The sequence below is a fragment of the Vibrio profundum genome (assembly GCF_050337555.1).
In the GTDB taxonomy this organism is placed as follows: Bacteria; Pseudomonadota; Gammaproteobacteria; order Enterobacterales; family Vibrionaceae; genus Vibrio; species Vibrio profundum.
Genome location: NZ_JAKJTA010000032.1, coordinates 1 through 17468, shown reverse-complemented (window position 1 = coordinate 17468; position 17468 = coordinate 1). Strand labels below are relative to the sequence as shown.

Sequence of the window (17468 nt, the reverse complement as noted above, 5' to 3'; positions counted from 1 at the left end):
ATGGTGTTAATTTGTTCAATTTAGGTCAGGGAGCAACGCTGTAGTACTTGTCTAGCTATGGATAGGTTACAATAGTGCGAAAGAAAATTGAGCAAAGATTAAATTTATGGACCAGTTTCAACATATCAGTGTAACCGATAGCTATGAGCTACAGACCAAGCGTGAAGCCGCTCTAGTCGATATTCGAGACCCACAATCTTTTGCGGTTTCTCACCCTCAAGACGCATTTCATTTGACCAATGATACTATGGTCGAATTCACGAATCAGATTGACTATTCCACTCCCATTCTAGTGATGTGTTATCACGGCGTAAGTAGTCAAGGCGCTGCTCAATACCTCGTCAACCAAGGTTTCGAAGAGGTATACAGTGTTGATGGCGGCTTTGAGGCTTGGCGTAAAGCCAGTCTACCAATCGCAGAGGCGTAGCACGTTATGGTCAGGCTAATGGTGTTACGTGACCCGAGAATGGCGCAAGCGTTCATTGATTATATGGCATCACGTGAGATTGAAATCCAATTGATGCCAGAAGGTGAAGGCCAATTCGCGTTATGGCTGAGTGATGCTCAACATCAAGTTGAGGTGGAGGCCGAGCTAAAGCAATTTATCGCTAACCCACGAGGCGATAAGTATCAAGCAGCATCTTGGGATATGGCGGATAGCCGTAAAGCGGTGTTGCATTATTCTTCCCCATCATTGATGGCATTGGTTCGAGCAAAAGCAGGACCATTTACCTTGTCGATCATGACCCTCTGCCTAGTGATATTTGGTTCGTCTTTGTTGGGTTTGGGCAATACCTTGTTCAGTTTTTTGCACTTTCCCGCCCAAGCGAGCCAGGAGTGGCAAGTGTGGCGCTGGGTAACGCACGCTTTATTGCATTTTTCATTGCTGCATATTGTGTTTAATTTGCTTTGGTGGTGGTACCTGGGTGGAGATATTGAGAAGACTCTCGGGAGCAAAAAGATCATGCAGATCTTTTTGGTATCGGCCGTTTTGTCTGGCGTTGGGCAGTATTGGGCTGGTGGTGCGAACTTTGGTGGCTTATCTGGGGTCGTTTATGCCTGTGTCGGATATCTGTGGCTCATTGGTGTACGAGCGCCTCATTTGAAGCTAGGGATACCCAATGCATTAGCGGTGTTTATGCTGATATGGCTGGTGCTTGGTTTCGTACAACCTTATATGGCCATTGCCAACGTCGCTCACCTAACGGGTTTGGCTGCCGGCGTGTTGATGGCATTCATCGACGTCAGTAAACGAAAGTACCAGTAGCTTAGCTACTGGTACAAATACTTAGTAAATAGAAGATCGGCGATAATAGTGCGGCCAGTCTCAGGGAGTAGGATTTCATTGAGCTGCTCGACAAGGATTTTGCGCAGATCTTCTCTTCCCGCCAAGCTCTTAATTGTGTCTTCCGATTGTTGGCCTAGCAGCTCAATGACAGCATCTCTAATTAGTGGCTGATGCAGTTCGATAATCGGAAGATCGGTGTCGCTGGCGACCATAATATCAATGCGCACCTGTATATAGCCGAGCTTATTACCTTTTGTGAAAAAGTTGGTGGTCAGATCTGGCTCCAATGTAAAATAGGCGAGCTTTGGAGTGCCAGGGTTTTCCGCTGCACTCGGAAAAGCGACGCTCAATGAGAGTGCCATCAGTACCAAATAACGTTTAAGCATATTTATGACTTGTCTCTTAATCTCGATACTTTAATCATTAGAGTCTTGTTACAATAGAACATCAATCGCGAATAACATTGAGTTCAGTTATTAAAGCAGTCGCGACGACTAAATACAAAAGCTTTGTCGCATCATTTAGCAAAGCCAGTTATAGAATACGAGTATGAATCAATCCACCTCTCTTTATCTTAGTGCATTACGAAAAGTTAATTGGCAATCCACGGACAGTTTTTGCTTTCCTAGCCCTTTAGCCAAACTCTGGTTGTTGGAAAATGGCTCTATGTCACAACTACTTAAACTACATTGTCAGCAATTGACGGTTGATTTGTTGCACAACCGTCCTGTGAAAGCGGAAAAGCTCAACTCACAGGAAGTCGATTTATTGTCTGATGAACCTTGCCTACTTCGTAAAGTCGTATTGTGTGGCGACAGTGAACCATGGGTACTAGGGCGCACGCTGATCCCGGCTTCTTCTCTAACAGACCAAGACCACGATCTTGAACAGCAAGGTGATATACCTCTCGGTATTACGGTATTTAGCACCGACAACGTGAGACGTGATGCGTTGCAGGTTGGCTGGGCAAAAACCGAGGATGGCGATTTCTTAGCGCGTCGCTCTCGATTGTGGATGAACAATAAACCTATGTTGGTGGCGGAGTTATTTTTGCCAGCATCTCCTGTTTACCAAGGAAAATGACTAGATGACTCAGTTTCAAGTAACTAAGTTTCAAGTAACTAAGTTTCAAGGCTATTTACAATTGATGCGACTAGACAAACCGATTGGGTCTTTACTGCTGTTATGGCCAACGTTGTGGGCACTTATCCTTGCTGCAAAAGGATTGCCAGATCTTAAGCTAGTCATTGTCTTTACGTTAGGGGTGCTGATTATGCGCTCGGCAGGCTGTGTCATTAATGATTTTGCTGATCGTAAGGTGGATGGACATGTGGAGAGAACTCGCAACCGGCCTCTGCCCTCTGGCGTGATATCGAGCAAAGAAGCGATTATTTTATTTGTGGTATTGGGTTTATTGGCGTTTGGCTTAGTATTGATGTTGAATTCGCTTGCGATAAAACTGTCATTTATCGGTCTAGCGCTGGCGTTCGTGTATCCGTTTATGAAGCGCATTACTCACTTACCTCAGCTGGTACTCGGCCTCGCATTTAGTTGGGGGATCCCAATGGCTTGGGCGGCGCAGGCGAATGAAGTTCCGGTGATGGCTTGGTTTATTTTTCTGATTAACGTGCTTTGGACGGTGGCCTATGATACGCAATATGCGATGGTGGACCGAGAAGACGATCTGAAGATTGGCATCAAGTCTACCGCAATCCTGTTTGGCCGATTTGACAAGATGATCATCGGCGCGCTGCAATTGATCGTCTTAGCTCTGCTGATTTTTCTTGGTGGATACTACAGTTTAGGTGCGAGCTTCTATTGGGGAGTGCTGGTAGCAGCAGCGTTATTTGCCGTTCAGCAGCATCTTATTCGTCATCGTGAGCGCAATCTATGCTTTCAAGCCTTCTTGAACAATAACTATGTTGGCGGAGCGATAACCATCGGACTGTTGGTGGCGTTCCTGTAGCTAGGTAGCGGTTCGTATTATATCGATATGAAGAGGGGCTCCGTATGAGCCCCTTTTTTGATCAAGATTGGTGAGTGGCATCATCGTTCGCGAGAGAAGCTTGGCACACACTTTCACGTATGGTTAAACTTACCTCGGCGTCGAGAGTACTATGTAAGAGTGCGGCTAGGTTTTGGCATTGCTCTAAATCCGCCTCATGACACGGCTTAATATATTGCTGCTGCTTTAATGAGGTAAACATGGTTGCAAACACTTTCTTATCAAAAAACTCAGGAGCGTTGACACCATGGAGACGGCCGAGTCTTTGCGCAATCTCTTGGCTCATTTTCTCGAGTTCAGACTTGCCAGCAAATGGATGGGCAACCAACAGACTCAACGCTATCGTATAGCGCTGCATAGTTTCTGCAATAGTGCGGCCAAGTAATATCAGGGGCAGGCTGTTGGCTTGATTCACGCTGATGACGTCACCTTCAACGATCACTAGGTTTTGTGCTGCTAGCTCTGACAGGTAAGAAAGAACCTTTCCTTCTAACTGGTCAAGATCGGTACTCAAAAACAGTTCTTTTTGTAAAAACGGATACAGTGCCTGGACATACGTGAGTAGATCTTGTGTGGACAGCGTTTTTTTATGCACGATTAGCTGAGCTATCAGAGATGGCAGTGCTAATAAGTGAATGATGTTATTGCGGTAATACGTCATTAGTATTGCTTGGTGGCGATCAAGCGAGACAATATCACCCAGTGAATCTGGTTCAATCACGAATTTGTTCAAGGACTCTGCATGGGCAAGTAACTGCTCGGCGCTTTCCTCAGGTATGGTACAGACGCTTGAATATGGAATTTGCTTGAACAATGACAAGTAGCAATTTATCTGTGTGATTAAGCGATGACGCGACAGCGCTCTTTGTTTAGACGCGAGTAGAGCCGTTGCGCATAGGGTGAGCGCGTTGACAGCTGCAGCGTCATTGATATGTGTCATCATTTTGTTTGCTAGTTGCCCCACCACTGGAGATATCCAAGTGGGTTTGTCATTGTGGTTATCAAGCTTAGGGCTCGCCCAATCAGGCACTTGCTCATTGAGATAAGTGTTAAGGGGAATAGGTTCGCCAAACGAAACGTAGCCGCGCCCAAAATTTCGCAGCTTTTTAATCGTTTTGATGACTAGGCTAACGTTTTCTTTTTCTTTGTTTTTACCGCGGAGCTCCTTGGCATAGGTGCTCACTTCCATTACGTGTTCATAGCCGATATAGACAGGAACTAAAGTCACAGGGCGAGGTAAGCCGCGCCGCATGGCTTGAATCGTCATCGTGAGCATGCCCGTTTTAGCCTCTAGCAGACGGCCCGTACGCGAGCGTCCCCCTTCGCTGAAATACTCGATAGAGTAGCCTTTGGCAAACAACTCAGCCAGATATTCGCGGAAAATGGTGGAATACAGTTTATTACCCTTGAACGTACGGCGTAAAAAGAACGCGCCCCCCTTGCGAAAAATTGGCCCTGCGGGGAAGAAATTAAGATTGATTCCGGCCGCGATGTGCGGAGGTACCATGCCTTCTTGGTAGAGTACGTATGACAGCAACAGGTAATCCATGTGACTACGATGGCAAGGTACGTAGACCAGCTCATGGCCTTCTTGTGCGAGTTGGCGTACAGTGGCGGCGTTACTTACGGTGATGCCTTGGTAAATTCGATTCCACAGCCAGCGTAGTACTCGTTCGCCTTTTTTGATCAGCGAATAGGAAAAGTCGGCGGCGATCTCGTCCAATATTTTATGCGCTTCTGCCTCGGCTTGCGCCTCGGTAATATTATTGGTTCGCGCATAGTCGCTTATTGCTGTCACTATAGTCTCGGAGCGGACGAGTCGCTGGCAGAGTTCTTGGCGGACCGGCAGGCGAGGACCTGAGGCTGCCAGCTTCTTACGAGAAAAGTGAATGCGAGCGACTCTTGCTAACTTATGAGCAATTTTATTGTCAGTGCCATGGCTGTCAGCCATGTAGCGCATGGATACGGGGGAGCTCACTTGCACTAGGCAATCTCTGCCTGAGGTGAGTACCGCTTGCGTCTTTTTCCACGTGGAGAGTGCTTCTAGGTAAGGGCGTGAATTCGCTTCTTTACCTGGTTTTCGACCCCATAGAATCGTAATTGGCACAACTTGTACATCTAAGCTGGGGTATTGCTTATGCCATTCGAGTAGATGGGAAAACAGATTTATCGATTTGGCAGTACCGTTATGCCTACGTGCGGATTTAGCGGAAGAGTCGCTAATAAATACGTAGCGCTGTAATTTTTGGCCGCCTAACTCTAATGGCGTCAGCGGATCAGGCAAGCCAAGCCGTAAAGCTTGCTTCTGCAATGTGAGTAGATCTATTCTGGAGTCAAACGGCAACACATAGACGACAGGCTTAGTCACATCAATGCCCAGTTCATCCACTGGGTGTGCAGGGATTGTAGTTTCTTTGACACACAGCGCCAGCGGTAATTTCAGCAGCGAATGTGGTAGATTCAATTGAGACGGCATAATATCTTGTACCAAAAAATTTCATCAACGACGACGCGTTGATAGTTCTAGACCGTAATCGATCAAAGTTGCGATATTCCGCAAAGGATAGCAGAAGCTGGTCGAACCTTTTAACTTATATCTTGCGATAGGTCTACATCGCAATGAAACAAACTAACCAAAGAAAGGAAACAAAGTGCCAAAGAGTAGTGCAACAGGGTTAACCCGTATCGGTAAAGCATTCATATATTCGTGCAAAGGTGTGACGGCTGCTTTTAAAAATGAAGCGGCTTTTCGTCAAGAAGTGGGGCTCGCGATTGTTATGCTACCGCTGGCTATCTGGGTTGATGTCAGTAGCCTTGAACGTGCATTACTAATTAGTTCAGTGTTGTTGATCATGGTGGTTGAGCTGCTGAATAGTGGGATTGAAGCAGCGGTCGATCGTATTGGCCCAGAGCATCATGAATTGTCTGGGCGAGCAAAAGACATGGGCTCTGCTGCGGTATTGATCACCATGTTAATTACGGCTGTAATCTGGGTCAGTATCTTATTTGGTTAATACAGCACCTTTTAATGTTTGGAGATGCTTTTATTTTACTCGCCCACTGTATATACTCACAGTAAGCTGTATAAAAAAACAGGTGACCTATGAAGCCCTTAACGCCACGCCAACAACAAGTATTTGACCTGATTAAAAGCAAAATTGATGATACAGGAATGCCGCCCACTCGGGCAGAGATCGCTCGTGACCTAGGCTTTCGCTCTGCCAATGCGGCTGAAGAACATTTGAAAGCACTTGCCAAAAAGCAGGCAATTGAAATTATCCCCGGAGCGTCAAGAGGAATTCGAATCTTGCTCGGCGCAAACGACGAATCAGGCTTGCCGCTAATTGGTCAAGTTGCCGCAGGGGAGCCAATCTTGGCCCAAGAACATGTGGAAAGTCGTTATCAAGTAGACCCAGGCATGTTCAAACCACAAGCCGATTTCCTGTTGAGGGTGCAGGGCGACAGCATGAAGGACATAGGAATTATGGACGGAGATCTGCTCGCGGTGCATAAAACACAGGATGTCCGCGATGGGCAAGTCGTAGTGGCTCGGCTCGATGAAGACGTCACCGTTAAACGTTTAGAGCGTCAAGGCTCCACGGTGTTGCTGCACGCAGAGAACAGTGCCTATTCGCCAATCGAGGTAGATCTTTCTGCGCAATACCTTGAAATCGAAGGGCTAGCAGTCGGTATTATTCGTAACACTGATTGGCTTTAATCAATCCTTTCAATAAAGCTCCTCAATGACTTGTTTTTGAAAATGATATTCATTATCATTTAAATGGTCAGGTTTTTGAGGAGTTGTAGATATGAGGCGGTTTCCAAGGAGTGTGGAGCCTAGCTATCAGGTACCAGAACATTTGTTCCAGCCGTTATGGCTTCGGAGTTTAGAGAGCCTTGCTAATAACCATCTAGTTTATGATCCCATTGCGGCGTCTGCGTGCCAACGCTGCCAAATCAAGACTTCCTGTCCATCTCAGCAGATGCAGCAAAAACAACTCCTCTATTCCAGTTTAACTCAGATGTTAGATCAGCAGATCCGTCAGTTTCTCGAATTGCATCCAACGGCTTGGGTGATCAATGTTGGTGCCGGCTTAGACACACGCTTTTACCGCTTAGATAATGGTCTCTGCCACTGGCTAGAGTTGGATAATACTGAGAATCTGATTTGGCGGAATAAACTCTTTCATCGTAGCGAGCGCTATTCTCATCAAGTCGGTAGTGTAGAGTGCGAACAGTGGCTAGACGTCGTTCATATTCCCGAGCACATACCTGTCATGATCATTTGTGAGCAATCGTTATTGTCGTGCGCCCATCCACAGATCGCTCGCTTTGTTCTGTCTTTAGCTCGTCGTTTTGATCATGCACAGCTCTGCGCAGTATTGGCAGGAGATTTATGTGACTCTGCGATTGGGAGAAAGTTAGGTACTGAATCTTATGCTCATGGCTATCAGGATATTACGCGAGACATTGTGCAGTTTCTTCCTTGGCTGGAGAGGATTTCGGTTCGGTCACCATTAGATGGCCCATGCCAGAGATGGAAAGTCTGGCAGAGGATGCTGAGCAAACTCCCATCATTTAAATGCCGTTTTACTCCCGTAGTCGTTCAGATCAACTGGTAATCCGGTTACACTCAGGCGCTGATTTACGCGATGCCTGAGAGTGTTATGATTCCCCAAGCTTTACTGAATAAAGCCGTTCATAAGCAAGTGCTGCTGTTGGCCTTACCTATGGTGCTGTCAAATATTACCGTGCCCTTGCTGGGTTTAGTCGATGCTGCAGTGGTAGGCCATTTAGATCATGCTTGGTATCTGGGTGGGGTGGCCTTAGGCAGCACCGTCATTAGTGTCACGTTTTGGTTGTTGGGTTTTTTACGTATGTCGACCACTGGCTTGACGGCGCAAGCGCTCGGAGCGGGCGACAATAAAAAGTTGTCTCTGGTGCTGGTGCAAGGCCTGTCGATGGCATTGGTGATGGCAAGCGTATTGTTGTTGGTTCATGGGTGGCTGTCTGACGCGATTTTTAAGTACAGCGATGCCAGTGAGCAAGTGAAATATTACGCCAGCCAGTATTTTTCTATTCGAGTATGGAGTGCGCCTGCGGCACTGACCAACTTGGTATTACTGGGTTGGCTACTCGGTACGCAGAATGCCAAAGCCCCGATGTGGATGGTGATTATCGCGAATGTCACCAATATTGGATTAGATTTGTTATTTGTGGTTGGCTTCCATTGGCAGGTGAAAGGCGCAGCGCTGGCCTCGGTGATTGCCGATTACAGCAGTTTGATATTCGCACTATATTGCGCTCGAGGGATTTGGCGCGCTTATCAATTACCATCGCCTCTTTCTCTTTTGGGAGAAGTGATGGCTGGCATGAGTCGCTTCCTTAGATTGAATCGTGATATTTTTTTGCGCTCGTTGTGCTTGCAAGCCGCATTCAGTTTTATGACCTTTCGCGGCGCCGCATTTGGCGATGATGTCGTGGCCGCGAATGCGGTATTGATGAGCTTTCTGATGGTGATTTCTTATGGAATGGATGGTTTTGCTTACGCCATGGAGGCCATGGTGGGCAAAGCGATTGGTGCGAATAGCCGTAGTCAGTTGGTGGATTCTTTACTGGGTACCTTCTTCTGGAGTGCACTGATTTGCGTGGCTCTGACCGTTGCGTTTACTCTAGCAGGGGGAGGCTTAATCAGCTTTGTTACTGACATTCAGCATGTTCGGAACACCGCATTACAATACTTGCCATGGCTAGTCATGATGCCGCTCATTTCTATGTGGTGCTTCTTGTTTGATGGCATTTTTATCGGCGCGACGAAAGGGCGAGAGATGCGAAATAGTATGTTTCTTGCTATGTGTAGTTTTTTCTTGGTGTTTTACACTTTTCAGAGCTTAGGGAACCATGCCCTTTGGTTGGCAATGCTCAGCTTTATGGCGGTGCGCGGTGCGACGTTAGCTGTGGTATTTACTCGTCAGTGGCAGCGTGACACTTTTTTGGTGTCCGCTGCCAAGTATTCCACCTGATCGGTTTGGGTGGGTAGTCAATAGCTAGAAGAGGCGATTTAATCCATTCAACGCGGCGACACGATACGCCTCGGCCATCGTCGGGTAATTGAACGTCGTGTTAACGAAATATTCGATGGTATTTGCTTCGCCTTTTTGTTCCATGATCGCTTGGCCGATGTGAATGATTTCAGCTGCGCGTTCCCCAAAACAATGAATACCTAAAATCTCTTTGTTCTCTCGATGGAACAGGATTTTCAGGCTGCCGACATCTTTGCCTGCGATTTGCGCTCTCGCCAAATGCTTGAATGACGATCGCCCGACTTCGTAAGGTATTTTGGCGGCAGTTAACTCTTGCTCTGTTTTACCCACTGAGCTTATCTCTGGGATAGTGTAGATCCCCGTTGGGATATCTTCGATTAGGTGTCCTTGTGCTTCCCCTTGACTCACTGCCTGAGCGACGAAGCGACCTTGATCGTAAGCGGCGCTTGCCAAGCTCGGGTAACCAATCACATCGCCCACGGCATAGATGTGCGCGACTGAGGTTTGATAGTTGCTATTCACGGACAGTTGGCCGCGAGAATCCGCTTCAAGGCCGACCGTGATTAAGTTCAGCAGATCGGTGTTACCAGTACGGCCATTGGCATACAGTAAACAATCGGCCCGCATTTTCTTGCCCGATTGCAGGTGGATTATGACGCCATCTTCTGTGCCTTCAATGTTATCGAAGGTTTCGTCGTTACGAATGACGACGCCGCTATTCCAAAAGTGATACGACAACGCGTCCGAGATTTCATTGTCCAAGAAGGATAGCAGCCGGTCTCGAGTATTGATGAGATCGGTCTTTACCCCTAGGCCACGAAATATCGACGCATACTCACAGCCGATCACGCCAGCGCCGTAGATGATGATATGACGAGGGTCATGCGCGAGGCTCAATATCGAATCGCTGTCGTAGATTCTTGGGTGAGCAAAGTCGACGTTATCTGGTTGGTAGGGTCTGGAACCCGTCGCAATCACAAATTTATCTGCACTAAAGCGCTCCGTGCTGCTATCTGCATGCGTGACTTCTACCGTGTGGCTATCGACGAACTGAGCGGTGCCAAAAATGAGATGACATTGGTTACGATCATAAAAGCTTTGTCGTAAACGAGTTTGTTTGTCGATGACTGTTTTCGCATGGCCGAGAATATGTGAAAAAGTAGTATGTAAACTGGTGCTGTTTTGGCAAAAGAGTGGATTGCTGTTGAATTCAGTAATGCGACTGACGGCATGACGCAATGATTTTGATGGAATGGTGCCCCAGTGTGTACAGCCGCCGCCAACGCTGCTTTCTTTTTCAATCACAGCAACGTTAAACCCAGCTTTGATTAGGCCCATTGCTGCCCCTTCTCCGCCAGGGCCGCTACCAATGACAATGACGTCAAAATGTGTTGCTTGAGCCATATTTATTCCTTGATTCATGTGCCTAATCGAAAGTGTAGCGGGATTCTAACGGATAGAGAACAGAGGGTAAAAGAGTAGCCTTGAATAGCATCGTATGGGTCACGCATCCTTGACGGGTAGAAATCATCGGTGTGATGTCTATAAAGTCGCGTGAAACCGTTGCAAAATAGGCCCCTAACGGTTTACTGTGCCTGTCGGTCTAGGGACTATAGATTAACCGTTAATGGTGTGAATGAGAGCGCTAGCGACGCATAACAACGGTGAAATAGACAAACGATTATGGGAATTCGAGCACAGCAAAAAGAAAAAACTCGTCGCTCCATCATTGATGCAGCGTTTTGTCAGCTGAGTGCTGAGCGGAGTTTTTCGAATCTAAGCTTACGTGAAGTGTCACGAGAAGCTGGGCTGGCACCCACTTCTTTCTATCGGCACTTTAAAGATATGGATGAACTGGGCCTGACTATGGTCGATGAAGGTGGCTTGCTGCTGCGCCAGTTGATGCGCCAAGCCAGACAAAGGATTGTCAAAGGAGGCAGTGTGATAAAAACCTCTGTCGACACCTTTATGGAGTTTATCGACAATAGCCCGAATGTCTTTCGCCTATTATTGCGGGAACGCTCAGGTACAACCTTTGCTTTTCGCGCCGCCGTCGCTCGAGAAATTCAGCATTTCTCGGCGGAGCTGACGGAATATTTGGTCAGTTCTGGAATGGGACGCAATGAAGCATTTACCCAAGCGGAGTCTTCCGTTACTTTAGTGTTTAGTTCTGGAGCAGAAGCCCTAGATTTAAACAAGTTGGAACGAGAGCAGTTAGCGCAGAGACTGATTTTACAGTTACGGATGATTGCCAAAGGTGCTTATTGGTACCGAAAAGAACGAGAACGTCATCGATTAAAAGGAGAACAAACTAATGTCGAACGAAACTAGCCTAGTTAATCGTGGTTCAGAGAGAAAAACTTTGGTGTTGGCGCTGGTCGCGGGCATGTGTGGTGATGCTATCTTGTCTTGGCTGACAATGAGTGAAGTGTCTTTCTCTATTTTTCCACTGATTGCGTTATTTTTAGCGCTTCAAGCGCTATATCAGGAATATTTGAGTACCCCAGTTTCTGAAGGAACACCTCTACTTGGCTTGGCTTGCTTCTTTGTCGGAGCATTTGGTCATTCTGCGTTTATTAAAGCGCAGTACCCAACAGAAGGATCGAACTTTCTCGCTATCCTGATTGTATTAGCACTTCTATTTTGGGTGTGTAAAAAGATGGGTTTTATGTCTAGGGCCTAAGTGTTCATGAGAAACAAAAAACGAGCCATTTGGCTCGTTTTTTTATGCTTATTTCTTTTCGAGTAACACGCCCGTTTCAATATGATGCGTGAATGGGAATTGGTCGAATAAAGCGAAGCGTGTGACCTTATGAGTGGTGCTTAACTGCTCTAAATTTTCTTGCAACGTCTCAGGGTTACAAGAGATGTATAGGATGCGTTGATAGTTTTGTACCATTTTGCATGTGTCTATATCCATGCCTGAACGCGGCGGATCGACAAAAATGGTTTGGCAATCATAGCTGCTCAGATCGATGTTCGCTTGCTTGAGTCGGCGGAATTCTCGCTGGCCTTCCATTGCTTGCGTAAACTCCTCTGCTGACATGCGGATGATCTGAACATTATCAATTTTGTTGGCTGCAATGTTGTATTGCGCAGAGTCAACCGAAGGCTTGGCTAGCTCTGTCGCGAGCACGCGATTGAAGTTTTGTGCCAAGGCAAGAGAGAAGTTGCCATTGCCACAGTAGAGTTCTAGTAAATCGCCGTGACTGTCACGTGTACAATCTACTGCCCATTCGAGCATCTTTTCTGCAACCGTGGCGTTGGGCTGTGTAAAACTGTTTTCAACCTGCTGATAGAGGTAAGGCTGACCGTGTACGCTGAGCTTTTCCACCACGTAATCACGATCCAAAATGATTTTCATTTTTCTCGCACGGCCAATTAGGTTGAGTTGGTAACCTTGAGATACCAGATTCTCTTTCAGTATTTGCGCGTTTTCTTTCCACTCGTCATCGAGCTGGCGGTGGTAAAGCAAAGAAACCAAGATCTCGCCACTCAGCGTAGACAAGAAATCGACTTGGAATAATTTGCGTCTGAGCGAATCGCAGGCTTTTAACTCTTCCACCAATTTAGGCATTATCTGGTTGATCAGTTCGCTAGCGACAGGGAATTGGTCAACACGATACTTCTCACGAGTCTCTTGATTGAACATCACGTAATACAGGTCATCGCCTTCATGCCACACGCGAAACTCTGCACGCATCCGGTAGTGTTGACTCGGCGATCTAAATACTTCGAGGTCGGGAACACCAAAAGGGGCGAACATATCGTTCAGTCGTTGTGCTTTCTGTTCTAGCTGAAACTCATAGTTTGGAGGTGTTGTATCAAGAGTAGCCATGTTGCCTCTGTCTAAATAGATGCTCAAAGATTAAGAGCGCAGATTTTAGTCAATCTAAAGATGATGTCCAGTGCTGAACGTGATCCCAAGCGATTTATTGTTTGTCGCTCTTTATATATAGCAATTTTCTCCGTTGATATTTAGGAAGCGACAACGTCGGTGAGATGGAACGATGTCTTGAGAGCTCAAATTTCACTAGACAAAGATTGACCGTATCCATACTATCGTCGCAGCTGGTGCCATCTAGCTGTTTAGATGGCTGAAAAGGGAATCTGGTGAGAATCCAGAACTGACGCGCAGCGGTAATAGAGAACGAGCACTAACAAGACACTGCATTAAGGTGCGGGAAGTCTAGTGTGAGGTGGCAATTCGATTGCCAAGCTCTTGAGTCCGAATACCTGCCAGCAGCTGAACTCATCACCCCGTCGGGCTATTTAATTTCGGGTTCAGTTAAACTAACGCGTTATAGGACCCATTTCGCATGAAACAATCTAAGTTAGCGTTCACTATTGTGTCGTTACTGTCAGTGATACCCGTTTGCCAAGCGATAGCGGCTTCTCCTGACGATACTATGGTGGTAACCGCCAGCCCTTTCAAAGATCAAGTTCAAGATTTGATCGCCCCCGTTGAAGTCATCACGAAGCAAGATATTACCGCGATTCAAGCCAACTCATTGTCTGATGTCTTGCGGCGATTACCTGGGATTCAAGTCTCTAATAGCGGAGGTGCCGGGCAAAATCAATCCGTTTTTATTCGAGGGCGGGCGACTAAGAACGTTCTTGTCTTGATGAATGGTGTTCGCATCGGTAGCGCCACGACTGGAGCGGCCAATCTTGCCGCATTACCGCTCAGCGGCGTACAAAGAATAGAAGTATTACAAGGACCAGAAGCAGCCGTTTATGGTTCGGATGCTGTTGCAGGTGTGATTAATATCATTACCACTAGTGGCGTTGATGGGGAGAGTTCGGTAAAAGCGGGTATTGGCAGCTACGGCCTTTATGACTTAAGTGCGAATACGGCGAGTACCAGTGACGATCAACGAGCTTGGTTGAATATGTCGGCGACGCATCAAGAAGAGCGCGGTTATAATATTCAGCCAACCAGTGCGAATCCTCAAGATGCCGATGATGATGGGTTTAATACTCAGTATCTGACGATTGATACGGGAATAAAGAAAACTGACCACCTAACATTGAAAGCTAATGGCTACTATCAAAGGCAGAATACGGCCTATGATACGGGGGGCTTTGTTGGCTCCTCCGATAACAGCAAGGCAAATCAGTATGCTGTTGGCTTAGTAGGGCAATATAACAAAGAACGTTTAGTAAGTACGGCGACTGTAGCGACGAACCAAGATAGTACTGAATATTATGGTGGAACTAGTCCGGCATATACTCTCAGCACAAACCGCTATTCTATTGCGTGGCAAAATCTTTATAAGACAAATGCGAATTTGTCTCTTCTTGGTGGTACGGAATGGTATCAAGACAAAGCCGACAATACATCGACTCCATTTGCTCAAAACAGTCGCAATAACACCGCAATTTACACTGGAGCAAAATACGCCAAAGGCAAAGTGTCCTCTGAAGCGAATGTTCGCATTGATGGCAACAGCGCGTATGGAAACTTTACCACTTACCAAATCGCATCCGGCTATTGGCTGACTCAGATTACACGCCTTACGGGGAGCTATGGAACGTCGTTTAAAGCCCCGACCTTTAATGATTTGTATAGCCCTTGGCCGGGAGATTACGCTGGAAACCCGAATCTTGTGCCAGAGAAGACGGAAGGAGGGGAAGTTGCAATAGAGTCCAGTTTTAACGTGATAGACCTTCGTTTGTCGGCTTACCACAACGTTGTGGAAGACATGATTTCTGGAAGCAGTTCAGGAATGGCCAATATCGGGCGGGCGAGTATTACAGGCTATCAACTTGTTGGTCGATTCTATACTGGCCCAATTCACAATGAAGTCTCTTACGACTACCTCGATACTGAAGATAAATCGACAGGTAACGAATTAGTGCGCCGAGCCAAAAATAGCGCTAAATGGAATGCGAGCTACTTGTTAGAGAATTGGCGTTTAGAAATGAGCTATTTATATCAAGGTAAGCGCTATGACGATGCTGATAATACTGTAGTGCTAGAGCCATATTCTTTGGTTGATTTCGCAGCGACTTACTATGTAAGCAGCGCTGTTTCCATTGCTGGTAAAGTGGGGAACGTCCTCAATACCAATTATGAAACGGAAGAAGGCTATGCGACGCCAGATCGCAACTACTATATGAGTGTGCAGTACGACTTTTAATTTGCTGTACGGGCAAATTGTCGGGGGCAGCTAACAAAACCATAGACGGTAGGTTGATTGATAATTTTATTAGAGTCGGTATGATCTTCTTGTCTATGGTTTTAGGTAATCTGTGTGGCTAATTCATCTATATCAAACGTACTCATTTTTGACTCTGGCGTTGGCGGCCTATCGGTATTCCAAGAGATCAAAGCATTTTTGCCTAATCTCAATTATACCTATGTGTTTGACAATGCAGCTTACCCTTATGGGGAGTTACCACCAGAAACGTTGAAACGCAGAGTACTGGAAATTGTCATCCAGCATGTAGCGTTACATGACATCGATCTTGTTGTGATTGCATGTAATACCGCCAGCACCTTAGTTTTGCCTGATCTCAGAGAGCACCTCTCTATTTCTGTTGTTGGTGTTGTGCCTGCAATTAAACCGGCCTCCATTCAAGCTAATCGCTCCGTTGCACTGATTGCGACGCCAGCTACAGTGAAACGAGAGTATACACAAGAACTGATCGATAACTTTTCTGGCGGAAAAACCATTGAGATGCTTGGGTTGACTCGGCTGGTGGATATTGCAGAGGAAAAACTGCGTGGTAAGGCTGTCGATCTGAGTGAATTATCTGACTTGTTGGCTCCTATTAATACGCACCATATAGATGTAGCCGTTCTTGGTTGCACACACTTCCCCCTGATAAAAGAAGAAATTCAATTGGTACTTGGTGGAGGCGTCATTTTGATTGATTCAGGAAATGCGATTGCTCGCCGAGTGAAAGAACTTTTGCAACCACGAGAAAAGAAGCAGGATTGCGCCAGTGACATTAAAGGTTCGGCAAAGCTCCACGCGATATTTAGCACAGCACCTCCCTGGCAAGCAGAGGTGCTAAATGAGACATTGTCCGATCTTGGCTTTAGTCCAGTGACGGTATGTCCGATTCTGGGTGCTTAGGATCATTAGCAATCCGAACTTTTAAGGTTCGCTGCATATAATCTTGTTCATTTAAGGCGTCGATAGCCCCATCAACGTCTGACGACGCCATGACGACAAATCCAAAGCCTCTGCGTTTTCCCGTGCGTTTGTCCTTCATTAAGCGCACCGCAAAGACCTCACCATGTTCAGCGAAAAGTTCACGAACGTGAGATTCATTTGCCTTATAAGGTAAATTGCCAACATACAGGGTTTTTGTTGCTGCAGATGTATGTGACGCTGGGGTGCTGCTGTTATTAGAAAGCTTAACGATGAGAACGGTAGTAACAACACCAATGATAAAAGTAACAGCAGGCGGAACGGCAACCTGCGAGAAAATGATAACCCCAAGAACAGCTAGGGCGATAATCGATAGATTAACTTTATTAGAGTTCATATTTGAATACTATATGTAAGATAACAGAAAGGTAGATATCGTTTTTAACAAAACATACACAAGAATTTTACGAACATGTGCCGACTTTTGCCAATTTATCGGTGTGATTAATCTCAAATGTTTAAATTTTACTCCAAAAAAGCCAGATTGATTAACGATTGAACGTTTGGCGGCATTTCTTCAAATAACGCTTGCCAAGTTCCGGCCGTTCTCTATAATGCACCCTCGCTGACACGGGAAGGCTTCGAAAGAAACGAAGAACGAGTTAGCAAGGTCATCTAGCTAAGCCAAGTGCTTAATAAAGTTTTGAAAAAGTGGTTGACACTCAAACTTAACTCGCTAAAATGGCCGTCCGCTTGAGAGAGCTTCTGAAAGAAGCACTTTAAAAGCAAAGCTCTTTAACAATTTAAACCTATCAATCTGTGTGGGCACTCGTTGATGATAATCCAAAGGCTTTTCTGTTCTTTTTATAAAGAGCGGTCAAGCAGCTTCTTAGAAGCACTTTAGGTATCAATGAACTGAGTGACCAATACGAATAATGACTTTCTTTAGAGAGAGGACTTATTTGGCACAGTCAATTCATTATCGTTCTGTTGGAACGATAATAGCTTTAGAATTACATGTTTACTTC

17 protein-coding genes and 1 riboswitch are annotated in these 17468 nt (G+C 46.1%); of the genes, 12 read left to right on the top strand and 5 right to left on the bottom strand.

What is annotated here, in order from left to right:
• Positions 1 to 106: 106 nt before the first annotated feature.
• Complete coding sequence (gene glpE / locus L4C34_RS19780; RefSeq protein ID WP_428791031.1) at positions 107 to 427, top strand: thiosulfate sulfurtransferase GlpE; 321 nt, start codon at positions 107 to 109, stop codon at positions 425 to 427.
• 6 nt (positions 428 to 433) lie between these two features.
• The gene (gene glpG / locus L4C34_RS19775; RefSeq protein ID WP_428791030.1) at positions 434 to 1267 is read left to right on the top strand and encodes a rhomboid family intramembrane serine protease GlpG; all 834 of its coding nucleotides are present in this window, start codon (positions 434 to 436) and stop codon (positions 1265 to 1267) included.
• 5 nt (positions 1268 to 1272) lie between these two features.
• Here the strand turns inward: glpG and L4C34_RS19770 are convergent, their stop codons facing one another.
• Positions 1273 to 1674 (bottom strand): flagellar basal body-associated protein FliL, encoded by a 402-nt coding sequence (locus L4C34_RS19770; RefSeq protein ID WP_428791029.1) that lies wholly within the window; start codon positions 1672 to 1674, stop codon positions 1273 to 1275.
• A 163-nt stretch (positions 1675 to 1837) separates the two neighbouring features.
• Between L4C34_RS19770 and L4C34_RS19765 the strand changes: the two genes are divergently transcribed.
• Both L4C34_RS19765 and ubiA read left to right on the top strand, forming a co-directional pair.
• Positions 1838 to 2371 carry a chorismate lyase gene (locus L4C34_RS19765; RefSeq protein WP_428791028.1) on the top strand — a complete coding sequence of 178 codons (534 nt, stop codon included), beginning with the start codon at positions 1838 to 1840 and terminating at the stop codon, positions 2369 to 2371.
• A gap of 4 nt (positions 2372 to 2375) precedes the next feature.
• A complete protein-coding gene (ubiA, locus tag L4C34_RS19760; RefSeq protein ID WP_428791027.1) occupies positions 2376 to 3254 on the top strand; it encodes a 4-hydroxybenzoate octaprenyltransferase in 879 nt (292 codons plus the stop codon).
• Positions 3255 to 3315: 61 nt separating this feature from the next.
• On the opposite strand, the gene plsB is transcribed toward ubiA, so the two are convergent.
• Positions 3316 to 5769 (bottom strand): glycerol-3-phosphate 1-O-acyltransferase PlsB, encoded by a 2454-nt coding sequence (plsB, locus tag L4C34_RS19755; RefSeq protein WP_428791026.1) that lies wholly within the window; start codon positions 5767 to 5769, stop codon positions 3316 to 3318.
• Positions 5770 to 5944: 175 nt separating this feature from the next.
• Between plsB and L4C34_RS19750 the strand changes: the two genes are divergently transcribed.
• From L4C34_RS19750 to dinF, 4 genes are all read left to right on the top strand, one after another.
• Positions 5945 to 6307 carry a diacylglycerol kinase gene (locus L4C34_RS19750; protein ID WP_428791025.1) on the top strand — a complete coding sequence of 121 codons (363 nt, stop codon included), beginning with the start codon at positions 5945 to 5947 and terminating at the stop codon, positions 6305 to 6307.
• An 89-nt stretch (positions 6308 to 6396) separates the two neighbouring features.
• Entirely contained in the window at positions 6397 to 7011 is a 615-nt protein-coding gene (gene lexA / locus L4C34_RS19745) for a transcriptional repressor LexA (protein ID WP_428791024.1), read from the top strand.
• Between the two features lie 91 nt (positions 7012 to 7102).
• Positions 7103 to 7915 carry a class I SAM-dependent methyltransferase gene (locus L4C34_RS19740; RefSeq protein ID WP_428791023.1) on the top strand — a complete coding sequence of 271 codons (813 nt, stop codon included), beginning with the start codon at positions 7103 to 7105 and terminating at the stop codon, positions 7913 to 7915.
• A 30-nt stretch (positions 7916 to 7945) separates the two neighbouring features.
• Complete coding sequence (gene dinF, locus L4C34_RS19735) at positions 7946 to 9316, top strand: MATE family efflux transporter DinF (protein ID WP_428791022.1); 1371 nt, start codon at positions 7946 to 7948, stop codon at positions 9314 to 9316.
• 24 nt (positions 9317 to 9340) lie between these two features.
• Here the strand turns inward: dinF and sthA are convergent, their stop codons facing one another.
• Positions 9341 to 10741 (bottom strand): Si-specific NAD(P)(+) transhydrogenase, encoded by a 1401-nt coding sequence (gene sthA, locus L4C34_RS19730; RefSeq protein WP_428791021.1) that lies wholly within the window; start codon positions 10739 to 10741, stop codon positions 9341 to 9343.
• Positions 10742 to 11020: 279 nt separating this feature from the next.
• On the opposite strand from sthA, the gene fabR reads away from it, so the two are divergent.
• Together fabR and L4C34_RS19720 are read left to right on the top strand one after the other, a co-directional pair.
• Positions 11021 to 11668: an HTH-type transcriptional repressor FabR gene (gene fabR / locus L4C34_RS19725; RefSeq protein ID WP_428791020.1), complete on the top strand. Its 648-nt coding sequence runs from the start codon at positions 11021 to 11023 to the stop codon at positions 11666 to 11668.
• Complete coding sequence (locus L4C34_RS19720) at positions 11652 to 12020, top strand: YijD family membrane protein (RefSeq protein WP_428791019.1); 369 nt, start codon at positions 11652 to 11654, stop codon at positions 12018 to 12020. Before fabR ends, L4C34_RS19720 begins: the two co-directional genes overlap by 17 nt.
• Before the next feature lie 48 nt (positions 12021 to 12068).
• Here L4C34_RS19720 and trmA read toward each other — a convergent pair whose 3' ends face one another.
• A complete protein-coding gene (gene trmA / locus L4C34_RS19715) occupies positions 12069 to 13175 on the bottom strand; it encodes a tRNA (uridine(54)-C5)-methyltransferase TrmA (RefSeq protein ID WP_428791018.1) in 1107 nt (368 codons plus the stop codon).
• Between the two features lie 217 nt (positions 13176 to 13392).
• A riboswitch (cobalamin riboswitch) is annotated at positions 13393 to 13595 on the top strand.
• 61 nt (positions 13596 to 13656) lie between these two features.
• Between trmA and L4C34_RS19710 the strand changes: the two genes are divergently transcribed.
• Both L4C34_RS19710 and murI read left to right on the top strand, forming a co-directional pair.
• A complete protein-coding gene (locus L4C34_RS19710) occupies positions 13657 to 15480 on the top strand; it encodes a TonB-dependent receptor domain-containing protein (protein WP_428791017.1) in 1824 nt (607 codons plus the stop codon).
• 114 nt (positions 15481 to 15594) lie between these two features.
• The gene (gene murI, locus L4C34_RS19705; RefSeq protein ID WP_428791016.1) at positions 15595 to 16422 is read left to right on the top strand and encodes a glutamate racemase; all 828 of its coding nucleotides are present in this window, start codon (positions 15595 to 15597) and stop codon (positions 16420 to 16422) included.
• Here murI and L4C34_RS19700 read toward each other — a convergent pair.
• Positions 16385 to 16837, bottom strand: coding sequence for an RNA recognition motif domain-containing protein (locus L4C34_RS19700; RefSeq protein WP_428791015.1), 453 nt, complete (start codon positions 16835 to 16837; stop codon positions 16385 to 16387). The genes murI and L4C34_RS19700 overlap by 38 nt on opposite strands.
• Positions 16838 to 17468 lie beyond the last annotated feature (631 nt).

Coding starts and splice junctions, on each gene's coding strand:
- trmA (WP_428791018.1), bottom strand. CDS start 13,175: ATGGCTACTCTTGATACAACACCTCCAAACTATGAGTTTCAGCTAGAA.
- L4C34_RS19770 (WP_428791029.1), bottom strand. CDS start 1,674: ATGCTTAAACGTTATTTGGTACTGATGGCACTCTCATTGAGCGTCGCT.
- lexA (WP_428791024.1), top strand. CDS start 6,397: ATGAAGCCCTTAACGCCACGCCAACAACAAGTATTTGACCTGATTAAA.
- dinF (WP_428791022.1), top strand. CDS start 7,946: ATGCCTGAGAGTGTTATGATTCCCCAAGCTTTACTGAATAAAGCCGTT.
- L4C34_RS19765 (WP_428791028.1), top strand. CDS start 1,838: ATGAATCAATCCACCTCTCTTTATCTTAGTGCATTACGAAAAGTTAAT.
- glpG (WP_428791030.1), top strand. CDS start 434: ATGGTCAGGCTAATGGTGTTACGTGACCCGAGAATGGCGCAAGCGTTC.
- ubiA (WP_428791027.1), top strand. CDS start 2,376: ATGACTCAGTTTCAAGTAACTAAGTTTCAAGTAACTAAGTTTCAAGGC.
- sthA (WP_428791021.1), bottom strand. CDS start 10,741: ATGGCTCAAGCAACACATTTTGACGTCATTGTCATTGGTAGCGGCCCT.
- L4C34_RS19740 (WP_428791023.1), top strand. CDS start 7,103: ATGAGGCGGTTTCCAAGGAGTGTGGAGCCTAGCTATCAGGTACCAGAA.
- plsB (WP_428791026.1), bottom strand. CDS start 5,769: ATGCCGTCTCAATTGAATCTACCACATTCGCTGCTGAAATTACCGCTG.
- L4C34_RS19710 (WP_428791017.1), top strand. CDS start 13,657: ATGAAACAATCTAAGTTAGCGTTCACTATTGTGTCGTTACTGTCAGTG.
- glpE (WP_428791031.1), top strand. CDS start 107: ATGGACCAGTTTCAACATATCAGTGTAACCGATAGCTATGAGCTACAG.
- L4C34_RS19720 (WP_428791019.1), top strand. CDS start 11,652: ATGTCGAACGAAACTAGCCTAGTTAATCGTGGTTCAGAGAGAAAAACT.
- fabR (WP_428791020.1), top strand. CDS start 11,021: ATGGGAATTCGAGCACAGCAAAAAGAAAAAACTCGTCGCTCCATCATT.
- L4C34_RS19700 (WP_428791015.1), bottom strand. CDS start 16,837: ATGAACTCTAATAAAGTTAATCTATCGATTATCGCCCTAGCTGTTCTT.